Here is a 24,782-nt window from a genome sequence, read left to right on the forward strand (position 1 = left end):
TAACTATTACTGATTCACCTGAAGCATCTCCTGCTAAGAATACTTTCTCATTTGAAGATGATTGTAATGTTTCTTTATCACATTCAAATGTAGTGTTTGGTCTTTGAACTAATATATCTTTAGCAAAATCTCCTTCAACACCTTGACCTATAGCAAATACTATTGTATCTACTTCTAATTCGCTTGTAGCTTCATCATCAAATTTTGGAGCAAATCTTCCGTTCTCATCAAACATTGAAAGACATTTCTTTAATGTTACTCCTGAAACTCTTCCATTTTCATCTATATGTATATTTTTTATAGCTTGAGCGTGATTGAATTTTATTCCTTCTGCTATAGCACCTTCTATTTCATGATTTGATGATGCCATATTATCAAAGCTATCTTCTAAACATATTGAGTAAACTTTCTCAACACCATCTACTCTTAATGAAGTTCTAGCACAGTCCATAGCAACGTCTCCGCCACCTACTACTAATACTACTTTACCAGCTTTTTCTACGTTTCCAGTTAAAGCTGCTTCTTTTAAGTATCCTGCTGCACTAAATATACCTTCTGCATCAAAATTTTCTAAACTTCTATCAACTCTTCCTTGATGCTTACCTACAGCAACAACTACACTATCAAATTCATTAACAATATCACTAAATTCTTTATCTTTTCCAATTTCACAATTTAATTCAAAGTTAACACCTAATTTATCTAAGTAGCTTATTTCATGTTCTAATCCTGTTCTTGGTAATCTGTAAGCTGGAATACCAACTCTCATCATACCACCTCTAACTGGTAGTTTTTCGAATACAGTAACTTCGCATCCTTCTTTTCTTAAATCTAGAGCTGCTTGTAATCCTGAAGGACCAGCACCTATAACAGCTACTTTTTTACCATTGCTTTCTTTTATTGAAAGATCCCAATCTTCTTCTTTATCAAAATTATCAGCTGCATATCTTTTTAATGAAGCTATTGCCATTGGACTTTTTCCTTCATTCCATTTACATTGCTTTTCACATGGATGTGCACATATTCTTCCTAATGTTCCTGGTATAAATAATTTTTCTCTTATAACTTTTATGGCATCTTCGCCTTTTTCTTCTTTTATTAATCTAACGTACTCTTTAACGTCAGTATGCATTGGACAAGTTGCAACACAAGCTGCTGTTTCTTCCCCCATACAATTTTCAACTATTTTTTCCATATTAGCTACGATTTCTTTCTTTAACATTGCCATTCCTCCTATATCGTACTAACTTTCATCTTATGATGCTTTGTTAATTTTTTTTCAATGTCTATATATTAATCAAAGGGGTAGAATTTAACAAAAACTAAAACTCTACACCCTTATTGATTTCAAAATAATTATTTTTTATTATGTATCTTAACTTTTAAATTAAGCTTTTTTCTTAAATGTTTTTGGATCTATTGCAAATATGAATACACCTAAAACTATTACTATTCCCCAAATTGCTAATGATGGAGTTATTTTATCTCCAAATAATACTGCACTGAATATTATTGTCCATAATGCTGCTGTACTATTTAATGCAGTACCCATTGCTGCCCCTATTAAATCAACAGCTTTATACCATGAAAGGTAAGTTATAGCTCCTAATATAGCAATTCCAGCATATTTAAATACTAATCCTCTTGAAACTATTTGACCAGCTAGTGGATATCCACCTATTATAGGTAATACTATTACTGTGTATGAAATCATTGATATAAAATATCTTAAACATAAAAATTGTTGAGGTGATGCTTGTATATGATCTTCACCTTTTATATGTTTCATAGCGAATCCTATTATAACACCTTCTAATGCCCATCCAAATACAGCTACTACTGCAAATAATATACCTTTGAAAAATGTTGGTGGTACATTTCCTGATGGATTAAATCCTAACATGAATGAACCTAATAAACTGATTGCTATTCCGATTATTGCTCTTAATGATAATTTTTCTTTAAGTATGAAATATGATAATATCGCCCCAACTCCTGGGTAGATAACTGAAATACTTGATGCATATGGTGCTGTAGCATATTTAATTCCTAATAAGTAAGCACTCATTCCTATTGGTGAACCAACTAAAGCTGCGATAGCTGCTGCTTTACCTTTTTTAGTTTTAAATAATAAATAGAAAACATGTTTAAGTTGTTTACTAAATAATAATACTAATGCAACCCACACGAAACAAAAACTTTCGTGGAAGAATGCAGTTACTAATGGTGAGAATTCAAAACTTGTAGATGAAACACCCTGTGCTAAAGCAAAAGCTTTATCTGTAAATATTTTATCCATTCCTACTCTTCCCATTAATACTCCATCAAGTCCCCAAGCAAGACCAACTAAAATACCAAACATAAGACCTTTTTGAAATTTTCCTTTGTTTACTTCCATAATTACATTCCTTTCTTCTTTGTTAGAAATTTCACTTTCAAATTTTTTTAACCGCAATATTTATTATAGCAATTCCTATGCCAAAATCAACACCTTTTCTCCAAGTATTGAGTTTGTTAAATTTTTGTTTATCAAAATTCTATCTTTTGTACAAATTAGTCATTTTTATTATCATTTTAGTGTCATCTTTATTAACATTGTATCTTTTTTTAACATTAACTTTTATTCCAAATAATTTATTAATTGCCATATTTTTATCAATTATTCTTTTTAATTTTATATTATAAAGTAATTATGTTAAAATTAATTCAAAAGAAATTTATTATTTTGAATTTAATTATTTTAAATTTTAATTTATATATATTATTTTTAAGCATATTACAAACAATAATTAAATAAGGAGGATACTATATGAATAAAAATTTAGAAGAATTACTTTTATTTAAAGATATAACTAATAAAATTCCTATAGGACTTTTATTTTTATCTTTTGAAAAAAAACTTTCTTTTATAAACGAAAAAGCTAAAACTTTATTATCCCTAAACAATATACCATTAGATGAAATAAATATATTTTCATTATTCCCAAAACTTAGTGAATTTACAGATGATTATTCATCAACTAAAAAAGTTAAAATAGATAAAATATTATTAACAAAAGATAATAATAAATTCAACGTAGACATATACCCTATTGTTAGAGATGATTTCTTTACTGGTTGGCTTTTGATAATAAAAGATATAAAGGAAATAATTGATACTGTTAATAAGTACTCTAATACTTATGCAACTTGTACTTTTAATGATATTATAGGTGGAAGCACTCAACTTAAAAAAGTTTTAAAAGAAGCTGAACTTATCTCAAAAAGTCCATCAACAGTTTTAATAACTGGAGAAAGCGGATGTGGTAAGGAGTTATTAGCTCAATCAATACATAATGAAAGTAATGTTTCAGAAGGACCTTTTGTGGCTCTAAACTGTGGTGCCTTGCCTAAAAACCTAATAGAAAGTGAATTATTTGGTTATGAAGATGGTGCCTTTACAGGTTCTAAAAAAGGTGGAAAACCTGGTAAATTTGAATTAGCTGATGGTGGAACTATTTTCTTAGATGAAATTGGAGAAATGCCAATAGAAATGCAGGTTACTCTTCTTAGGGTTCTTCAAGAAGGTGTAATAACTAGAATAGGTGGAAAAACACAAATACCTGTTAATGTAAGAGTTATAGCTGCTACTAATAAAAATTTGAAAGAAGAAATCAAAAGAGGAACATTTAGAGAGGATTTATATTATAGACTTAATGTCATTCCCCTCCACCTTCCTCCTCTTAAAGATAGAATTGGAGATGTTCCTATATTAATTGATTATTTTTTATCACTAAAAAGTAAGAAATTAAATAAACCAATACCTCATATTAGCCAAATATTATATAAAAAGATGATTTCTTATTGTTGGCCTGGAAATATAAGAGAACTTGAAAATTGTGTTGAAAACATAGTAAATCTTAATGGAACAACATCTTATGAAATAAATTTTGATGAATGTCACTGTATGAAAACTGATAATCTTGGTAATCCAATAGAAGCAAGCGTAGCTAATTTAGTAGAACAACATGAAGAAGAGGATAAAAATGTTGTTAAACCTCTAGTTCTATTAGAAAAAGAAGAAATTGAAAAGGCTCTTTTTATATTTGAAGGAAATATAACAAAAGCTGCTACTACTTTAGGAATAAGTAGAAATGCTCTCTATAATAAAATGAAAAGATACGGTATTAAAAATTAAATAAAGAGAAAAAATAAAAAAAGAGAGGATATTTCTCCTCTCTTTTTTTACTATATAAATGGGTTATAAAATCTACTTCCATTTTTATAGTTAAACCATAATGAAAGTCCTAATATTATAACAACAATTATTATTGATAAGTAATCACCTTTAGTAAATTTTCTTTCACTATACCAAGTTCTCTTTTTATTCTTACCAAAAGCTCTAAGTTCCATTGCAGTACTTATGTTTTCTATTCTATCTAAACTTGAAAATATAAGTGGCATTAATATTGAAGACATATTCTTAATTCTTTTAAAAAGCTTTTCTTTTTTAGACATATCTATCCCTCTTGCCTGTTGTGCAAATGATATATCATGATATTCTCTTTGTATGTCTGGTATATATCTTAATGCAATTGAAACTGAATATGCTATTTTATAACTAATTCCAATCTTATTTAAAGATGCTGCAAATTCACTAGGATTTGTAGCTAAAATAAATAAAAGTGCCATTGGAATTACTGATAAGTATTTAAGTGTAACATTAAATTCATAGAATAACTGTTCTATGGTTAAAGTGTATGGTCCAATAATATGAAATATATTATGTCTTGTACCATATATACTTACCCCTTGATATGGAGAAAATATAAATATAGCTATGTCGTTTAAAAGTAAAAAGAATAATATAAAATAAATTATAAAGGAAACTTCTTTAAACTCAATTTTAGAAACCTTAAATATTATTAAACTAAATATAAGCATTCCTAATAATACTCTTGTATCATATGTAAGCATTGCCGCTAAGGTCCAAAGAATAAAGCAAATAAGCTTTGTTGCTCCAGTAAGTCTGTCAATGGGAGAATCTTTTTTTATATATGTAAGCATTGTATTCATTATTTTCTTACCTCCCTATCATAACAAATAAATTTATGTACAAAATCCTTTGGATTTTCTATTCCTATTTTTAAAGCTAATTCATATAAAGATGTTTCTCTTAAACTAGCTTTTTTTATAACTTCCTTATCTGTAAGAATTTCAGCTGAAGTTGTGTCTGCAATTTTCTCTCCCTCTGAAATTACAACTGCCTTATCTGTATATTCAAGCATTAAGTGCATATCATGAGTTATTAAAATAATAGTGACTCCTCTTTTATTAAGTTCAAGTAAGAATTCCATTATCTCATTATAATGCTTATAATCTTGTCCTGCAGTTGGCTCATCAAGAATTATAACTTTAGGATTTAAAGCTAGTATTGAAGCTATTGTTACTCTCTTTTTTTGCCCAAAGCTAAGAGCTGATATTGGCCAATTTCTATAAGGATATAAACCGCAAATTTTTAAGGTTTCAATTACTCTTTCCTTAATTTTTTCCTCATCCATTCCTCTTACCTTTAATCCTAAAGCAACCTCATCAAATATCATTGTTTTAGAAATCATTTGATTTGGATTTTGAAGAACAACACCTATTTCTTCTCCTCTTTCTTTTATGGTTTTTCCTTCTAAACTCTTTCCTTCAAAAAGAATCTCTCCCTTTGTTTCCTTAAAGAAACCACATAAAAGTTTTGAAATAGTAGATTTACCAGCACCATTTCTTCCAACTATACTTATTATTTCGCCTTCATTAACCTTAAAGTTTATATCTTTTAATATTTCCTTCTTCTTATCGTAAGAAAAATGTATGTTCTTAAATTCTAATAAAGTATTTTTTTCTTTTTCCTTTTTATTATCTTTAAGACTTTCATACCAACATTTTAATTTTTCACCATTATCTTTAAGTTTTAATTTATCAATATGTTCTAAACACATTTCTTCATTTAATTCATATCCACTGTATTTAAGTGCTGTAACATAAAGAGGCTCTCTTATTCCACACTTCTTTAATAGATTTGAAGATAATAATTTGTTAGGAGTAGTATCTTCTATTATTTCTCCTTCACTCATTAATATTATTCTATCAACATCTGAAGTTAAAACTTCCTCTAATCTATGTTCAATTACAATAACTGTTTTCTTCTCATGTTTTTGAATTCTATCAATAAGTTCTATAGAAGCTTTTCCTGCCGCGGGGTCTAAACTTGCTAAAGGCTCATCAAATAAAAGTACATCAACATCATCAACTATTGTACCTGCAAGAGTAACCCTTTGCTTTTGTCCACCAGACAAACTATATGGTGCTATATCTAATCTATTTTCTATTCCTACTATTTTAGATACTTCACGAACCTTAGAAATCATATCTTCTTGTGAAATACAGTTATTTTCTAATTTAAATGCAATATCTTCCCCAACTGTTAATCCAATAAACTGACTATCTGGATCTTGTAAAACAGTTCCAACCATTTTAGAAATTTCAAACACACTTAAATCTCTTGTTTCTTGTCCTTTTATTTTTAAACTTCCACTTATTTCAATATCTGTCGAAAAAGGAATTAATCCATTTATACAATTTGCTAAAGTACTTTTTCCTGAACCTGATGGTCCAACTATAAGAACCTTCTCCCCCTCATAAATAGTTAAATTTATATTATTTAAAGTTGGTTTTTCCTGAACTTTATAATGGGCAGTAAAATCTTTAAACTCTATTATTGCTTTTCTTTCCATATCAATCTCCTTGTACAAATTAATCAATAGGACTAATAAAAAGGTTGTCTGAAAACTCTATTTCCGACAACCTTATGTACTCCTAATACTCTTTTCTTAGGCTACCTTTTTGTATTCTTGTTTTAGCATAATTCGCTATTAAAATAGTTCCTAAAACTCCAACAGTAACCATATTAGAAATCCCACCTATTGCCCCTTGTAAATAAACCTTATTTGCTGGTTCTGAATAAATTAAGATATCCAATGTAGGTGCTATAAAAAACCAAGCTACAGAATTAGCTATTATCTGAATTAAATTAAATATTATAATTTGCTTTAATTTAAAAATACCTTGATCTATTTTTATAAATCTAGCCCCTAATCCAATTATTAATCCAACTATCCCAGAAGCAAAAACCCAGCTTATCCAAGGTGAACCAAAGAACACAATATCCTTTAATGCGTGTCCTATGAATCCTATTAAAAACCCAGCTAAAGGTCCATATAATAAAGCCATTAATGCTAAAAACGCATAAGCAGTCTCTATATTAGTATTTGGAATACCAGTTGGTAATGAACCAAATCTACCTAATATCATAAAAACTGCAGCTCCTATACCTATAGCCACAATTGTTTTAATTGATAGTTTATTTCTTCTCATTTGTTCATCTCCATATTAGAAAAATCTATCTTTATATATTTAAATTTTTGATTAAATATTAATTTAATCAAGTTAATAAACACAATTTCACATATTCAACTATAAAGTTTATTAAGATAATTGTCAATATTAATGGAAAACATAAGAAAGTGAATAGGTATATAAAAATTACTTTTTAATCATCTAATTTACATAATTAGAAACAAATATAAGAACCAATAAATAGCCTTTAAAAAATAAAACTATTTATTGGTTCTTTTCTAAATTCTTATCTTTTTTAATTAAAATATAATTAAGATATTTTTTCTTAAATAGATATTATTCATCATCATACATAATCATAATTGAATGGGAGTCTAATAAAGGAACTTCTCCCTCCTTCACACTAATTATGCCCTCCATATCTATCTTCTCACTATTACATACTACATTCCAAATTCCAGTAGCTGATTTTGGTATAGAACTATTAACATTGTAATCCTCTATAGTTGTTCCATTATAAACCACAACTATATTTTTCCACGAATCACCATTAGCATTATTTTTAAGATGAGATATTATAACCCCACTTTTCTCATTTCCTTCATAAAAATTAACATCTAAGTTATTTCTTATATCTTCAGGCTCCATCATACTAAATGCTTTATGTTTTTTTCTTAATTCTATTAATCCTTTATAATAATTAAATACTTTTAAGTATCTCTCTTTATCTCCCCACTTCAAAGCATTAATTTTATCTGGACTTCTATAACTATTATGATCTCCTTCTTTTGTTCTTAAAAATTCTGCACCTGACTGAATAAATGGTATTCCTTGAGAAGTAAATATTATTCCTGCACCAAATAAATCTTCTTTTACATAGAAATTTTTTAATAGGTTTTTATCTAATGAGTCTCTGTAATTTCCCACTTGAACACTATAATTTTGACTTTTAACAATTTGGTCCCATAATGTATAGTTATCATGAGCTTCTAAATAATTTATACTTTCTAAAGGCTTATAAGTTAGAGAATTTATAGAACCTTTTATGCCTTCTATAACAATCCAAGCCTTCTCCTTATTATGTTGTTCTCCATTTATAAACCCAGTAGAAGGATTATTATTCCCTCTTAAGGCATTTCTAAACTCATCATTAAATACTGAAAATCCCAGTCCTTTTTGACTTCCTTTATATGTTCCATTAGTAAGTGGAGAATTTCCACCTTTCCAAGGTTCTCCATATATAAGAATTTTACTATCAATTTCTCTAGCTCTTCTAACTATTTCTTTCATAGTATCTAAATCTATAAGCTCCATAAGGTCAAATCTTAATCCATCTATATGATAATCTTTTATCCAGTGAACAATAGAATCTACTATAAATTTTCTAACCATAGGTTTTTCAGAGGCCATTTCATTTCCACAGCCAGAACCATTAGTATATCTTCCTAATTTATCACTTCTAAAATAATAACCTGGAACTATATTATCCATATTACCTGTTTCATACATATGATTATAAACCATATCAAGTACTACTCTTAAATTGTTGTCATGCAACTTTTTAACCATTTCCCTAAATTCTCTTATTCTTATAATAGGATTAAATGGATCTGTTGAATAGCTTCCCTCTAAAGCATTGAAGTGTTTTGGATCGTATCCCCAGTTTCTGTTATTTTCATCATTTTCTATTCTTTCATCTACTGATGCAAAATCAAATACTGGAAGCATATGAACATGAGTTATTCCAAGTTCTTTTAAGTGATCTATTCCAGTTTTAACCAAAACCTTAGTTTCTTCATTTTTATAAGTTGTTCCCTCTTCAACAACACCTAAGAATTTTCCTCTTAATTTTTCTGAAACACCAGAACTTTTGTCTATTGTGAAATCTCTTACATGCATTTCATAAATTATTGAATCTTCTTTTCTTAGAAGTTTTGGTTTATTATCCTTGCTCCATCCACAAGGAATACAAATTTTATTAGATAAATGAATTAAAACCCCTTTATTTCCATTTACTCCAACAGCCACAGCATATGGGTCAACAGCATATGTTTTTCTAATTGAATGTTCTCCTTTTTCACTTAAATCATTGAAATAAAGCTTATATAAATAATACTTATTTCTATTTAGTTCCTTTGGAATAGACACTTTATGAGTACCATTTTCTTTTTCTCTACTCATTTCATATTTTCTACAAGGTTTTTTATTATCATCTTCATTGTTATCATATATTAAAAGTTCCACTCTTTTAGCAGTCGGTGCCCATATTCTTAATTTTATGTCCTCTTCACCAAATCTTACTCCTAAATCATTTCCTCCATAATAATAATCATCTAATAAAGCTCTTATTCTTACCTTACATGGAGAAAACATACTAGATGCCCTTATTTCTAAAAGATCTGATGGATGTATATCTTCAGGTAAGTTAGTTATAAGAATTTCCTTTTCTTTTTCTCTAACAATAGTTGATACCTCTTTAGCCTTTATTCCATTTACATACAATCCATATTTTATCCCTATTAAGGGTTCATGAGACAAATAAGCCCTTATTGAATTTTTATGATCCATAATTGCTACTTTTATCTTAGGAGTTGTGGCTTTTAAGGCTTCTTTTAAAGATGTCAAAACACTATTCTTCTCATAAATACAGAATAAATTTTTTTCATTTTTATTTAAATCAAAGGTATATGTCTGTTCATCCCAATCATTTTCCCATCCATATCCCCATGTTCTTTTTCTTAAAATAAACTTATCATTTTTTAAGAATGTTCCAACACCTAAATCTGTTTTTGTATCTAATTGACATTCACACCCTTCATTACCTTCCTCAAAACTCCATACATTCCAAGTAAAGTTTTCTCCATAATAAATACCATCATCTTTTATAAATTGAATAAACACTTCTCCATCTTTTAAATCTTTAACATAAATATCTTTATAAGCAGTCATCTCACTTAAAGAATCATAAGCTTTAATCTTAATTTTACTATCTACCGGTACATTTTCATCAACCTTAAGATATCCATTTTCTATTTTAACCCCATCAATAGGATTTTCTAAGCTTAGTTCAGCCTCTTCAATAGTCATGTTTCCATAAAAAGAATTCTTAACAGCTACTAACTCTGTTGGATGATTATGAGAAACAAAATCTCTTGAACTTTTTATTTCTAAGGACTCTTCAAAAGGCTTCCAATAAAATGAAAATTCCTTTCTATTCTCATTCCAATTATTTATATGTACCTCATTACCTTCTAAAGTAATTATTATATATCCAAATTTATATTCACCTTTTTTAAGCCCATGAGGAAAAATAATATCTTTCATCATCTTTACTTTTCCATCATTGGTATCTAATCCCCATGTTAACTTGAAATCATCACTTTTTTCCCATTTATTGAAATCTCCAACTAAATAAGCTTCCACAGCATCTTTACAACTTAAAGATACTCTTAAAGTATTAGTTAATGGACTTATCTCTATATAGTATTCATTATTATCATAATAAATAAGCTTTTTCTTTACAGAATTAAACATTCTTAATGCTCCTCTATTCTTAATTTATAATTTTTAAAGCTACTGTTTCATCAAAACTTAAAATTTATTAGAAACAGCAGCTTTTTAATTCATAGTTCTATTTTAATTTTAAAACTAAAGTTCCTAGTGGTGGCACCTTAACATTTATTGAATAGTCAAATCCATTTGCTCCCTCTTCAAAGGTAGAGATAGTTGTTTCTCCCATTATATTTCCAGCTCCTCCAAAAGATAAATCATCAGAGTTTAATACTTCAATATATTCTCCTTTTTCTGGAACTCCAACCTTAAAGTCATAATAAACTTCCGGTGTAAAGTTACAAATAAATATTAATTTTTCATTTTTATTTTTTCCATTTCTTATAAATGAAAGAACACTTTGTTCTGAATTATCAGCATCTATCCATCTAAATCCTTCTTCTTCATAATCCAATTCCCACAAAGATTTATTTTCTAAATAAAAGTGATTTAATTTTTTAAAGTAATCTTGTGTTCTTTTATGAATATCAAACTCATCAATTACATGCCATTGAAGTTCTTCCCACTCTCTCCACTCAACAAACTGACCAAACTCACAGCCCATAAACATTAATTTTTTACCTGGATGACCAATCATAAATGATGCATAAAGTCTAAGCCCAGCATACTTTTTCCAATTGTCTCCCCACATTTTATTTATAAGTGATTTCTTTCCATGAACAACCTCATCGTGAGATATTGGAAGAATAAATTTTTCTGAATAATTGTACATCATAGAGAAATTCATTTTATTATGATGATACTTTCTATAAATAGGATCAAGTTCTATATAACTTAAAGTATCATTCATCCACCCCATATTCCACTTATAATTAAATCCTAAACCATCCTCTTCAATTTTTTTAGTTATTCCTGGCCATGAAGTTGATTCCTCAGCAATAGTTATTGCTCCCTTTCCTTCATTTTTAATTATTTGATTTAATTCTTTTAAAAATGAAATAGCTTCAAGATTACCATTCCCACCATATATATTTTGTTCCCACTGTCCTTCTTCTCTTCCATAATCTAAGTAAAGCATGTTAGATACAGCATCAACTCTTAATCCATCTATGTGAAATTCATCTATAAAAAACATTGCATTAGAAAATAGGAATGATTTTACTTCTGGTCTTCCTAAATCAAAATTACAAGTTCCCCATCCTTTATTATCTGCTTTCCACCAAGCTTCATATTCATAAGTAGGTGAACCATCAAACATAAATAATCCATGTTCATCTTTACAGAAATGACTTGGAACCCAATCTAGTAAAACACCAATATTATTTTTATGTAAAGTATTTACAAGAATTTTAAATCCATTTAAATCACCATACCTGCTTGTTACAGAAAAATATCCAACCCCTTGATATCCCCATGAAGCATCTAACGGATGTTCACTAACTGGCATAAATTCAACATGTGTATATCCCATTTCTTTTAAGTATTCTGGTAATACATAACTTATTTCTTCATAAGTCATGAATTCACCATTTTTAGTTTTCCATGAACCTAAATGAAGTTCATATATATTCATAGGCTTATTATCTAAGTTTTCTTTTTCTCTTTTATTAAGCCATCTTTTATCTCCCCATCTAAACTTCTTAATTTTCACTAAAATAGAAGCTGTATTTGGTCTTAATTCTGACTTAAAGGCATATGGATCGGCTTTATAAACAATATTATCTCCACACTCATTCAAAACTGCAAATTTATATTTTACTCCCTCATCTAATTTAGGAATAAATAAACTCCAAATCCCTCTTTGATTAATTTTCTCCATAGCATATTCTTCTTTTATTTTCCATGAAGAAAAATCTCCAATCACATATATTTTGCTTGCCCTGGGTGCCCAAGTTGTAAACCTAGCTCCTTTTCTTCTATTTTCTGTTACAAGATGTGCCCCCATATAATTATATGCACTATGCTCTTTTCCATCTAAGAATAAATCAAAATTTAAAAGCTCCTCATCCCTTTTTAAGTTTTTAGATTCAACTTTTTTTGTTTTAACTTCGGAAACGTTACCATCAATCTTCTCATTAAAATTCTCAGAAACTCTCTTCTTCTCTTTATCTACCATAGAAATCCCCTCACCCTTAAAAAAATATTGTAAAATTTACTAATATAATTATTAATTTCATTGTACCATTTAATATATTAAATTACAAATAATTATATTTATAACATAAATTAAAAAAAATAATTTTTAATTTTCAAAAAGCTCTATTTTTAAATATTTTTTACATATTTTTTCTTAATTAATCAATAAAATCCTAAGAAATTATATGTCAATTATAACCAAATATAACCTAAAGTATCCTTTTATGATTACTTTAGGTTATATTTTTACTCTAAATTATTTTAAATAAAATATTTATTTAAACTCCGGTATCCATTCGCCATGAGCCTCAAATAAATCATCACATAAGGATTTTATATCATCTAAAGATAATTCTGCTGATGTATGTGGATCTAGCATTGCTGCTTGATATACTAAATTTTTATCCCTTTTTAATATTGCCTCTATTGTAAGCTTCTGAACATTTATATTGGTCATATTTAAGGCTGCCAATTGAGGTGGTAATTCTCCAACATAACAAGGTGCTATTCCTGAGGCATCAACTAAACAAGGAACCTCAACTATTGCATCCTTTGGAAGATTCTCTATAACTCCATTATTAAGTAAATTTCCGCCTAATTTAAAAGGTTTATTTGTTTCCATAGCTTCTATTATATATGATGCGTATTCATGGCCCCTTTCATGAGTTATATTTTTATTTTCCACAAGACTTTTAGCCATATTGTTCCAACTATTTATTTGATTTATACATCTTCTAGGATACTCATCTAGTGGGATATTAAATTTCTCTATAAGATTTGGATACTTACTCTTTATCCAATATGGAGAATATTCTGCATTATGCTCACTAGACTCTGTAACATAATATCCAAAATGTCTCATAATTTCATATCTCACCATATCCCAATGTTTTTCTTTTTTCTGTTTTTCAAATGCTAACTTCTTAACTTCAGGATATATGTCGACTCCATCTTTTTTAAGTTCTAAAAGCCATGCCATATGGTTTATACCAGCAATCTTACTTTCAACCCCTTTATTTTCAACACCTAAAGAATTTAATAAATCTCCTACACAGGTTTGAACACTATGACATAAGCCTATTGTCTTAATTTTACTTCCTTTAAGCATAACTCCTGTTAATATTCCCATTGGATTTGTATAATTTAAAAGCCATGCATCTTTACACACTTCTTCCATATCCTTTGCAAAATCAAGCATTACAGGGGCTGTTCTTAAAGCTCTAAATATTCCTCCTATACCTAAAGTATCTCCTATGGTTTGCTCTAAACCATATTTTTTAGGAATTTCAAAATCAGTTATTGTACATGGATCATATCCTCCAACTTGAATTGCATTAACAACATATTTAGCATCTCTTAAGGACTCTTTTCTATCTAAATATTTTTTAACAATACAAGGACTTCCACTATTTTCATTTAGATATTTAAGCATTGTATATGATTCATCTAATCTCTTTTCATCAATATCAAAAAGTGCTAGTTCAAATCCTTTTAAAGACTCTGTTTTTATAATGTCTCCTAATACATTTTTAGCAAAAACTGTGCTTCCCGCTCCTAAAAAAGTTACTTTTCTCATAAACCTCTCCCCTTTTTTATAACTTATGGTTATACACATAGATTATCATTTGTTTCTCTTTTAAAACATGGTACTTTTTATATAAAATATGTGATTTTTACAATTTTTAAATTAAACTTATTTAAAATTTAATACTTTAAAAATATAATAAATCTATATATTTTCTGATATTTAAAATTAACTTTTGAGAGGTGAAAAATGGATAAAAAGTATGAAAGCTTTGATTTAGAAATATTCCAAAGTGGATATGAAGCTTGTTCTTCTGGTCATTTTTATGGACCTGCTATTCGTGATCATTATTTAATTCACTATGTCCATGAGGGAGAAGGAGTTTTCAAATCCCACAATAAAACATACAAACTTAATAAAGGAGATGCATTTTTAATATTTCCTAATGAAATAACCTATTATGAAGCTGATTTAGAAAATCCTTGGAAATATTCTTGGATAGGTTTTAATGGAGATAAAAGCACTTATTTTTTTAAAGAATTAAATATAGATACAAAAGTAAACCCAATTCTTAATTTTGATTTTCCTCCTCTTTGCTTTCAAGAAATAAGAGAACTAGATATGCTAGATAAAACTATTGAAATTAAATTACTTGGACTACTTTATTTAATGTTTTTTCAGCTTATAAAAGAAAATGAAAGAAGTTTTAAAAAATCAAATACAAATAATAAGGATTACTATGCTGAAAAGATTTTAAACTATCTTAACAAAAACTACTCTAATAAAATAACAATAAAAGAAATTTGTACTTATATAGGAATAAATAGGACAACCTTAAATTCTTTATTTAAAGAAAAGTATAAAAAAACCATAAAAAACTATCTTCTTGAAATAAGAATAAAAAAAGCCTCTTATTATCTTATAAATAGTGAATTAAGCATCTCTGAAATTTCATATTCTGTTGGATATGATGATGTTTTTCAATTTTCTAAGATATTCAAAAAATATACTGGATACTCTCCAAGAAATTATAGGATTATTAAAGAAAAAGTCTTTAATGACTAGAAGACTTTTTAGAAAACAAAAGGGCTTGTATCAAAATAACTTTTTTATAAAACTTACAAATAATATTTTAATACAGCCCCTTCTTCATTAAATATTTTTAACATCTAGCTAAAACTAATTCAATTTTATCTTAAATAATCATTTTCTGAGTAATCCCAAGAAACAAAATAATATGCATCCATTAAGTTATCAAGTTCATCCTTAAGAAAATCTATTATTGTATTTCTATTATTTTCTCTATGATTTTTATCATATTCTTTCCTTATAGATATTCCATATCTTTCATTGCTATCTGTATATCTTATAATATCATCTACATATTCTCTTTTATTTTCATAATTTCTATTTTGATTATCCTTAATTATATAAAACTTATATCCTTTATCTTCTAAAGCTAAAAGTATATTTTCAAATTTATTTTTAAGTTCCTGATTTTTTCTTATTTTATTAACTAAATTTCTTTGTTCTACATATCCTAACTTATCTAAATATAATGAAGTATTCCAAGAATTAGAATTTAATCCAAGCTGTATCTGAGGAATATAATTAAACACTTCATCATCTTCTATTCTATCTTTTTTAATCTCTTTTAGAATTTCTAAAAGTTTTATAAGTCTTCTTACATCATCTCTATTCTTTCCATAGGATATATATACCTTATCTATAAATTCATCATTTATTCTTTTTACTGGCCAAGTTATACTTGTAGTATATTGTTTTTCCCAATGAGAGTTTAATCCTCTAGAATTCATAAACTCTAATAACCCTAAATTATGGAGTTCTCTTAGCTTTTCAGCTGCAATCCTTCTTCTTTCTAAAATCAATTTATCCTTACTTCTTGATTTTTCTATATCAAAAGCACTAAAATCACTTTCTAAAAAAAAGCTTCCCATATCTATACCTCCTTAATAAAATACTTAAAATTTATTTTATTAATATTTGCCTTAATTATACACCTCTACTAAAGCACTTAAAACCACTTTTATTTCACAATTATTTTAATAAAGTTACTATTTTTTGTTTATGTTTAAAAATAAGTTTTATATGGTATTCAAATTTTTAAAATTTAATAATATTTTATTAAAAATCATAACTTTTAACAAAATTAAAGAGAAGCATCAAAATAAATTTTGAGACTTCTCTTTATATTAAGCTTATTATAATAATTTAATTTTTATCGACTTTTTCCTTTGAATTAGCTATCAATAAGAATAAATCAATAAATACTTCTGGTAATGAGGTAAACTTAGGATATGCTAAATATCTTGGTTGCCATATAGGGGAAAACTTTGATTTATATCTTCTAAGTCCATCAAAACTATAGAATATATTTCCACTATTATAAACTAATCTAGCTAATTTTTCTTGTAGATGAGAATGCATATTAAATCCAACATTGGAAAGTGGTGCTTCTCCCATACTAAAATGCTTATACCCTTTTTCCTTAAAGGTCAACAATAGATTTAACATTAAATAATCCATAGAAGCATTAGGTGCCTCTTTATCTATTCTCATTAAATCAATAGCTACTGTTTTACCATCATTAGCGTCCATCAAGCTTACAAATCCCTTAATTTTATTTTCTTCTTCATTTTTTAATATGGCTACAGGTCCTCTTTGAATATAATCTTCACTAAACCAGCCTAAAGAAAATCCCTTTTCTTTTCTACTTCCTAGCCACTTATCAGAAATCTCCTGCATTTGAGAAACTATCTCTTTACTAAATGGAGGTTCAATTATACTAAAACTATATCCTTCTCTTTCAACCCTTTTTAAAGTATTTCTAAAAGCACTTTTCTTAGAACCAACTAAATTAAACTCCTCTAAATCTATAAGAGCTTCTTCTCCAAGCTTAAAGAAATAATATCCTGCATCATGATAAATAGAGAAATTCCTTTCTTCTATTTCATAAAATATAATTTCATATCCATATAGGTCAGTAAACTTTTGAAACTCTTCTATACTACTATAAAGATTTTCTCTTTTAGAAATAGGATCGCCTAAAACAATTATTTTATCTCTATACTTTGCATACATAATCAGAGATTTTCCTTCATTAGCCCAAAAAACTTTTTTATCCTTTAAGTAAACTAAATGTGAAAATATAGTTCCATAATCTATCTCCTTATAAAACTCTTCTATTTTACTTAAATCAGCATCTAAGTATCTTTCATCTTTTTCAATTTTTGGCATGGTTAAATACCAAATAATCAAAAATAATATAAATGCTACATAGTTATAAAAGGCCACCGTTAAATATTCTTTGGTGCTATGGAAGAAATCCACATAATACCTATAATCTCTTGAAAAATGAATGTTGAATTTATGTGCAAATTTTGCAAATATTATTGTTACTAATGATAATATTATTATCATGGAACTTAATTTAGTTAATTTCATAGGTATGCTTTCCCTATAAAAACTTTTCTTAGATAATATTAAAAATATTATAACAATTAAAATAAATATACCTTCTGTATAATCAAATCCCTTGGTAAGAGAAAAAATTAAACCTATTATAAGTAGAGTAAGTGTTACATAATAGGCTCTTTTAACTTTAAAGAAAACCTCTCTAGATGTCATTATTAGCATAAGGCCTATTAAAATCGAAACTCTGTGTGAAAACCTTAAAAATGATAAACTATATATATCATCAAACACTCTTATTTTATAGAGTATTGATGGATAAATTCCAGATATTATCAATAAAATACCACTTAAAAATACTAATGCAGAAACTATAAAATTAGATATATCACTTAATATTTTGTAATTTTTTAATAGCTTTTTTATATTTTCATAATTTCTCTTATCTATAAGAAATTTAATAACATTTTTTAAGTGACCATAGCTCTTTTTTATTGAGTACCACATATTCTCTCCTTTCTTTATTTTATAAATTATTCACATTTAATTGTCTCTAGTATATATAATTTTCCTTTATAAATCAAACCAGTTAAGGAGATTATAACCTTAACAGGTTAAATTTAATGATTATTTAAGAAAAAATAGAGCCTAATTTTAATATGCCCTATTTTTCAATTAAGATATATCTTCTCTATTGGTATAGATTGAAATATCTGTCTATTATTTTTTCTAACTCTACTACACTTATGTACTTAGCTTCTCTAAGCACCTCTTTTCCATCTATATAAAGTATTATTGAAGGAAACATAAATATGCTTAACTGTGCTACTATATCTACGCTTTTTTGGGCTTGAACCTCTATAATCTTAGCATTAGGATATTTCTTAATTAATTCCTCTATCTTAGGTTTTAATACTTTGCAAACACAACAAGTATTTGTGCTTAAATATGCAAGTCTTATTCCTTTTTCTAAAGCAAAAGTTTTAAACTCTTCCTCACTTTTAATAATTCTCAAAAAAACAACTTCTTTCAACATCTAAAATTAAAGGAATGAAATTCAAATAAAACTTCATTCCCTTAATTTATTATATCAACAATATTAATTTATTCAAACTTTGATTTAATAGCTAAATTGTTAAAGCCCACTTATATATTCTATCATTAAGTTTTGGAAGATATGCTTCATGTCCATATTCATGATATACAACCACCTCTTTTTCTGCCTTTATATTATTATAGGCTGAAAATTGAGTTGATGGCGGACAAATATCATCCATTAAACTAATAGCCATATTAACCTTACATTTTATTCTACTAGCTAAATTTTTAATATCTATATATCCCAAGGTATTAAATACATACTCTTCATTTTCATGATTAGGATCTATAAACTTAAAATATCTTTTTAATTCATCATATGCCTCTCCTCCTAAATCCATAAACCATACTCTTTTATAGTCGCATAAAAATGGATAATATGCATATACTCCCTTGATTTTCTTTTCTAAAGCTGCACAAGCTAAAGCTAAGGCTCCTCCCTGAGAACCACCTGTTGTTGCTACTCTATTTTCATCAATAAAATCCATATTCATTATTATTCTTGCTAATATAACTGTATCTAAAAATATACTTTTAAAAAGTAATTTCTCTTTCCCCTCTACTAACCCTCTAACAATATGTCCTTTTACAGTAATTCCTTTAACTCCTCCTAAATCTTCTGAAAGCCCTGCTTGCCCTCTACAATCCATGGCAGCAACACACATTCCACTAGCTACATATTGTAATTTATTACTCCAATCTGTACTACTTCCTTGGTATCCGTGAAATTCTAATAATGCAGGAATTTTCCCTTCTATATTTTTAGGCTTCATAAATTTTGTATATATTCTTGCTCCATCTAAACTTGTAAAATATAAATCATAACAATCTGCTATAGGACTTTCAAAATCAGCCTTTTTCATTTCTACTTCGTAGTTAAAATTCTCTAAATTTCTAAGTTCATTATCCCAAAATTCATTAAAATCCTTTGGAATAGGACTAATTCCTTTATAATCATAAAGTTTTTCTAAGGACATATCTAACATTGGCATAAAAATCCCCCCTTAAAGATAAAAAAATCCAAATAATACCATTTATTATATATAATATTATATTACATTGTTTTTTACAACTTTTTTATTTCTTTTTAACCTTATAAAGGATTACTCTCTTTTAAACCAATCTTGATTTTACATAAGATAATTTATATGATATTTCATTGTTTATTGCACTCTCTTTTAGACTAACATTGATTTTACATAGAATTTTATTACCCTCTTAAAACAAAATCTAAAAAATTTAATTAAAAGAAAAAATCTACAGAAAATAATCTGTAGATTTTAAAATAAATACCTCTATATAAATTAATACGTTTAAAAATTCATTGTATTAATTCAATTTTAAATACACTTAAGCATTTTCATGAGTCTTCATATTTCCATTTCTTAATGCTCTTCTTTCTTCTATTAAATTCATAAGTAAGTAATCCATTGTCCAATTCATAGAAGTTTCTGTAACAGTAGCAACTATAGGTCTTTGAATTCTTGCTTTTTTTAAATTTTCTAAGAAAACATGTATTTTTCCAGGAGCTATAGCATTAAAGATTATTGCCTTTTCTTTAATTCCATTACTCTCGCTTTTTTCCATTTTATCTTCTAATACATTTTTTAAAACTTCATCAGAATTTTTATAATTTAAAACTATTTGGTCTTTTATTCCCATTATTCTAGCAAAGTTTTGAACTTTCTTTAATTCTTTATCTCCAAAATTATATAAAACTACACAACTTCTTCCTTCTTGTTCACTTCTATCTGAAATATCTATTTTCTCAAATGACATATTCTTTTCACCTCTAATTAAGAAATTATAATTATTAAATAATATTAGTAATTATAACACATATCATTTATTTTTCATATTATATATTTTGCTAGATAAATTCCTTTTATAATTAAATCTTATTTTATTGATTTATTTTCTTTGCTTTTTAATCTTTGATTTTTTGCAGTTATTAATTTATTATTTAGCATAAGTGTTAATACTAATCCAACTAAAGCTATAATAGAACATGCTAAAAATAACTTAGTATAACCAGTATTCATTGTATGTTGAAAAGCAGATTCTATTGAATTTTTAGAAGCATCTAATTTATCCATATAAGAATTTTGTATCATATTTATATTTACATGTGGATTATTTTGAAATTTCTCTCCTAGCATTGCAAATTGTGACTTAACCATCTCTTTTACAAGACTAAAAATATTAGTAACACTTGCATTACTCATTGCATTTGATAAACTTGAAGACGCTCCCCCTGGACTTGCCATTTTATTAGACATACCATTCATATGAGGCATAACTTTTTGCAATGCATCAGGAACTCTTCTTCCTGCATCTGATATAAAATTAATAAGTATATTAGGTGATACTGCAATACCTATTGATTTAACTAGAGATACTGCTGATTGTCCAACTGTAGCCTCACTATCTGGCACTAAGCTTAGCATTAAGTAGTTTATTGGAGTTCCCATTGAAAAACCTAATCCAAATCCCATAATAGCTAGTCCTATTACTAAATTAATCATACCAGGATATCTTGTTGTTATATATCCTTGATAAAGGTTACCTATAATAACTAAACTCATACCTGTTATTAATACTTTTTTAACCCCTATTTTATCAATAAATTTTCCTCCTAAAGGTGCTGCCATACCTACAAAAACTGCAAATATTGTAGTTATATATCCACCAGTTCCCATTGGTGTTTTTAATATATTTTCACTAAATTGAGGAATAAATACTGTTGCCATTAATCCACAACCTACAACTAAACTTAAGATTAAAGTTATTGAAATCTCTTTATTAGTGAAATATGATAAGTTTATTACTGGATCTTCAGCTCTCTTTTCAGCCCAAACTAATAATGGTATTGATATTATAAATATTAATAAATATGGCCAAACATCTAATGATTTTATTGAATTTGCAAAATCATAGAATTTTAAGTTTGTAGCTCCATACATTAAAGATAATATTAATATAGCTAATATACCTGAACCTAATATATCTAGTTTTTTAGGCTTTTCAGATGAAGTATTTTCTTCTAATCTAGTTGCTAAAAGCAATATTACTATACTTATTGGAACATTTACTAAGAATAAAAAGCCCCAATTTTTATCTCCAAAAATAGAAAGTATTCCAGAACCTAATGTTGGCCCTATAACTGTTGCTATTCCATATATTCCACCAATCATACCTAAAGCGGATCCTCTTTTTTCAACTGGGAATGATGTTCCTATGTAAGCTGCTGCTATTGGCATTATACCACCGCCACCAATAGCTTCTAAAACTCTTGATCCTAGTAAAAATCCATAACTATTTACATAATCTGAAATTCCACATAATAAAGAACCAATTCCAAACAATATTATGGCTACCATGTAGATTTTTTTTCTTCCAAACTTATCAGAAAGTTTACCCATTATTGGCATTGACACAGCATAAGCCAAGGTATATATTGTTATAACCCATACACTTGCATCTTGAGAAACATTTAATCCATTTGCTATTACATCTCTTGCTGGAGATACTATTCCAGAGTCTATTGCACCCATGAATATTCCAAGCAAAAATACAACCATAGTCAAAGCTGTTGATTTTTTATTCATTTTTTCACAACCTTTCTTTAATTGTAAATTATATTAATTTAACTTTATTTAGTCATAATCCTAAATAAAAAATTAAACTAATACAATTCACAATGAACTATGTTCATATTACTACTTTTTAAAATTAAACTCAAAAGCCAAATCTGCCTAAAAAAGTCTAAATTTTTGAAAAACATAGTTTTTTTTCTGTTTTATTTACATTTTATTAACATTTTAAACTCAAGTATATTTATAAGCAATCCTATACTAAGCTTACTATATATTAATAAAACATTGAATATTATTTCATATAAACAAATTAATTATTTTATTTGTTTTTTTAACCTTTTAATCTCTTCTTGTTGCTTTTTAATTATCTTTTCATATTCAGCCCTTTTATCAACTAGTTCATTGTTTAATGTATTTATTAATGAAGCCATTTCATCTGCACTCCCTACAATTCTATTAAAGAGTAAAAGATTAGATTTTAATATTTCTGGTATCTCTTGATGAGAATATCTTAGTCTATGATCTATTTCTCCATATCCTTCCTCAAAAATAGTCCTTACTTGTATCTCAGCTATTGTTGTACTATCTTGGGTAAAATTTAATTCAACTAAATAATGAACTGATCTATATCCTGACTTTCTTGAAATAACTTCTATTCCTAAATCATCAAAAATAGTTCTATCATCCCCATCTCTTATATTTGCAGTTATTTCTATTACATTCCAAGTTTTTATTATGAAGTCATGTATTTCTTTCCATTGATCTTTAAAAATATGTAATACTCTTATTCCTATTAAATCTGTTATTTCATTTTTATAATTATCTTCATTAAACTTAAAATTTTCTCCATACTTTTTTCTTCTATTTTCAGTTTTTCTTATGATTTTCTCAACTAATCTTTCTGGATTTTTTATTCTAGACTTAACTGAATGAACATTCTCATTAGAACGTAATATATTAGCTATGAAATCTGCTTGATTTTCATAAGAACTTTTAAATCTAACAAAGTCTGAAAATATTTTTTCTAAATCCTTAAAATCAATATTATTTTTTGTAATCTCCTCTTCAACATGAGGATATTTTTCTAAAAATTTATTTTTATCTAAATTTCTCATAGATTACCTCCCCCAATACATAAAAAACTACATTATATCATTTTACTTATTTATAATTTTTCTTAAATCCTCTAAACCTAACTTTATTTCCTCTTTAGAAAAGTTATATCTTTTAAGTTCTTCTTCGCTTTTCTTATCTAAAAGCTTATACATCTTTTCCCCTATTTCATATACCCTCTCACTTTTATTATTCTCTGCCTCTCTAAAAAGCATATCCTCGGCTTCATCAATTTTCCCTTTAGAAATAAGACCTCTTAAAGTTATCCAAAGTATATCATCTTTTGTATATGAATCGCTTAATAAGAAATCTCCTTCTCCATCATTATTTAATAAAAATCCCATTTTTAAATCACCCTCTCTTTTTACTCAAATATCTTCAAAAATTCTCCATATCCTTTTTCTTCAAGTTCCTCTTTAGGTATAAACTTTAAGGATGCTGAATTTATACAATATCTTAATCCTCCAAGCTCCTCTGGCCCATCACAAAATACATGACCTAAATGAGAATCTCCTAAATTACTTCTAACCTCTGTTCTCATCATACCATGACTTTTATCTGTCTTTTCTTTTATTATTTTTCTTTCTATTGGTTTTGAAAAAGCTGGCCATCCGCATGAAGAATAAAATTTATCCTTAGATGTAAACAATGGTTCCCCTGTTGTAATATCTACATATATTCCTTCCTCATGAAAATCCCAGTATTCATTTGTAAAAGGTCTTTCTGTACCATTTTCCTGTGTTACATAATATTCTTCTTCAGTTAAGATTTTTTTAAGTTCTTCTTTCTCTTTTTTAACATATTTCATTTTTCTAATCTCCTCACTATACCTTATAACCAATATTCTGCTATTATACTTATTAAAAAATTTACATTCTTATTATAATAATATCTCCTTTTTAAATTCTATTATAATTATATAAAAAATTTTTTCAATAAATTAAATCTAAAGTACTTAATATAAGGCTCTCTTTTAAACTAGGGTTTAT

19 protein-coding genes are annotated in these 24,782 nt (G+C 27.2%); 2 read left to right on the forward strand and 17 right to left on the reverse strand.

The genetic code is table 11. The features are described 5' to 3' along the window. A partial coding sequence (locus tag Q1K13_RS04455) for an FAD-dependent oxidoreductase (protein WP_300347993.1) occupies nucleotides 1–1,222 on the reverse strand: 1,222 nt, incomplete at its 3' end. 165 nt (nucleotides 1,223–1,387) lie between these two features. After that, nucleotides 1,388–2,398 (reverse strand): DMT family transporter, encoded by a 1,011-nt coding sequence (locus Q1K13_RS04460; protein ID WP_300347994.1) that lies wholly within the window; start codon nucleotides 2,396–2,398, stop codon nucleotides 1,388–1,390. Nucleotides 2,399–2,809: 411 nt separating this feature from the next. Here Q1K13_RS04460 and Q1K13_RS04465 point away from each other — a divergent pair, with 411 nt between their 5' ends. Then, entirely contained in the window at nucleotides 2,810–4,177 is a 1,368-nt protein-coding gene (locus Q1K13_RS04465; protein ID WP_300347995.1) for a sigma-54 interaction domain-containing protein, read from the forward strand. A gap of 50 nt (nucleotides 4,178–4,227) precedes the next feature. On the opposite strand, the gene Q1K13_RS04470 is transcribed toward Q1K13_RS04465, so the two are convergent. The 6 genes from Q1K13_RS04470 to Q1K13_RS04495 form a co-directional block, all read right to left on the reverse strand. Then, nucleotides 4,228–5,055: an energy-coupling factor transporter transmembrane component T family protein gene (locus Q1K13_RS04470; RefSeq protein ID WP_300347997.1), complete on the reverse strand. Its 828-nt coding sequence runs from the start codon at nucleotides 5,053–5,055 to the stop codon at nucleotides 4,228–4,230. Then, nucleotides 5,055–6,761, reverse strand: coding sequence for an ABC transporter ATP-binding protein (locus tag Q1K13_RS04475; RefSeq protein WP_300347998.1), 1,707 nt, complete (start codon nucleotides 6,759–6,761; stop codon nucleotides 5,055–5,057). Before Q1K13_RS04475 ends, Q1K13_RS04470 begins: the two co-directional genes overlap by 1 nt. A gap of 82 nt (nucleotides 6,762–6,843) precedes the next feature. After that, the gene (locus tag Q1K13_RS04480; RefSeq protein WP_300348000.1) at nucleotides 6,844–7,401 is read right to left on the reverse strand and encodes an ECF-type riboflavin transporter substrate-binding protein; all 558 of its coding nucleotides are present in this window, start codon (nucleotides 7,399–7,401) and stop codon (nucleotides 6,844–6,846) included. Between the two features lie 318 nt (nucleotides 7,402–7,719). Beyond that, nucleotides 7,720–10,917, reverse strand: coding sequence for a type I pullulanase (pulA, locus tag Q1K13_RS04485; protein WP_300348001.1), 3,198 nt, complete (start codon nucleotides 10,915–10,917; stop codon nucleotides 7,720–7,722). Between the two features lie 97 nt (nucleotides 10,918–11,014). Next, nucleotides 11,015–13,009: a 1,4-alpha-glucan branching protein GlgB gene (gene glgB / locus Q1K13_RS04490; protein ID WP_300348003.1), complete on the reverse strand. Its 1,995-nt coding sequence runs from the start codon at nucleotides 13,007–13,009 to the stop codon at nucleotides 11,015–11,017. 294 nt (nucleotides 13,010–13,303) lie between these two features. Next, entirely contained in the window at nucleotides 13,304–14,605 is a 1,302-nt protein-coding gene (locus Q1K13_RS04495; RefSeq protein ID WP_300348004.1) for an alpha-glucosidase/alpha-galactosidase, read from the reverse strand. 198 nt (nucleotides 14,606–14,803) lie between these two features. Between Q1K13_RS04495 and Q1K13_RS04500 the strand changes: the two genes are divergently transcribed. Beyond that, the gene (locus Q1K13_RS04500; RefSeq protein ID WP_300348005.1) at nucleotides 14,804–15,619 is read left to right on the forward strand and encodes an AraC family transcriptional regulator; all 816 of its coding nucleotides are present in this window, start codon (nucleotides 14,804–14,806) and stop codon (nucleotides 15,617–15,619) included. A 125-nt stretch (nucleotides 15,620–15,744) separates the two neighbouring features. Here the strand turns inward: Q1K13_RS04500 and Q1K13_RS04505 are convergent, their stop codons facing one another. The 9 genes from Q1K13_RS04505 to msrB all read right to left on the reverse strand — a co-directional run bounded on the left by Q1K13_RS04505 (nucleotide 15,745) and on the right by msrB (nucleotide 24,601). Beyond that, entirely contained in the window at nucleotides 15,745–16,512 is a 768-nt protein-coding gene (locus tag Q1K13_RS04505; RefSeq protein WP_300348006.1) for a hypothetical protein, read from the reverse strand. A 274-nt stretch (nucleotides 16,513–16,786) separates the two neighbouring features. Further along, nucleotides 16,787–18,493 (reverse strand): phosphatidylglycerol lysyltransferase domain-containing protein, encoded by a 1,707-nt coding sequence (locus Q1K13_RS04510; RefSeq protein WP_300348008.1) that lies wholly within the window; start codon nucleotides 18,491–18,493, stop codon nucleotides 16,787–16,789. A gap of 184 nt (nucleotides 18,494–18,677) precedes the next feature. Beyond that, complete coding sequence (locus Q1K13_RS04515) at nucleotides 18,678–19,001, reverse strand: thioredoxin family protein (protein ID WP_300348009.1); 324 nt, start codon at nucleotides 18,999–19,001, stop codon at nucleotides 18,678–18,680. A 112-nt stretch (nucleotides 19,002–19,113) separates the two neighbouring features. After that, on the reverse strand, nucleotides 19,114–20,076 hold the full coding sequence (locus Q1K13_RS04520) for an acetylxylan esterase (protein ID WP_300348011.1): 963 nt from the start codon (nucleotides 20,074–20,076) through the stop codon (nucleotides 19,114–19,116). A gap of 358 nt (nucleotides 20,077–20,434) precedes the next feature. Next, nucleotides 20,435–20,863, reverse strand: coding sequence for a DUF3783 domain-containing protein (locus Q1K13_RS04525; protein WP_300348012.1), 429 nt, complete (start codon nucleotides 20,861–20,863; stop codon nucleotides 20,435–20,437). Nucleotides 20,864–20,982: 119 nt separating this feature from the next. Next, entirely contained in the window at nucleotides 20,983–22,692 is a 1,710-nt protein-coding gene (locus tag Q1K13_RS04530) for an MFS transporter (RefSeq protein WP_300348013.1), read from the reverse strand. A gap of 302 nt (nucleotides 22,693–22,994) precedes the next feature. Then, complete coding sequence (locus Q1K13_RS04535; protein ID WP_300348014.1) at nucleotides 22,995–23,795, reverse strand: RelA/SpoT domain-containing protein; 801 nt, start codon at nucleotides 23,793–23,795, stop codon at nucleotides 22,995–22,997. A gap of 42 nt (nucleotides 23,796–23,837) precedes the next feature. Then, on the reverse strand, nucleotides 23,838–24,137 hold the full coding sequence (locus Q1K13_RS04540; protein ID WP_300348015.1) for a DUF6483 family protein: 300 nt from the start codon (nucleotides 24,135–24,137) through the stop codon (nucleotides 23,838–23,840). 20 nt (nucleotides 24,138–24,157) lie between these two features. Further along, nucleotides 24,158–24,601, reverse strand: a complete 444-nt coding sequence (gene msrB, locus Q1K13_RS04545; RefSeq protein ID WP_300348017.1) for a peptide-methionine (R)-S-oxide reductase MsrB — start codon at nucleotides 24,599–24,601, stop codon at nucleotides 24,158–24,160. Nucleotides 24,602–24,782: the final 181 nt, after the last annotated feature.

The sequence above is a fragment of the Clostridium sp. genome (genome assembly GCF_029267215.1).
Classification (GTDB): Bacteria; Bacillota; Clostridia; order Clostridiales; family Clostridiaceae; genus Sarcina.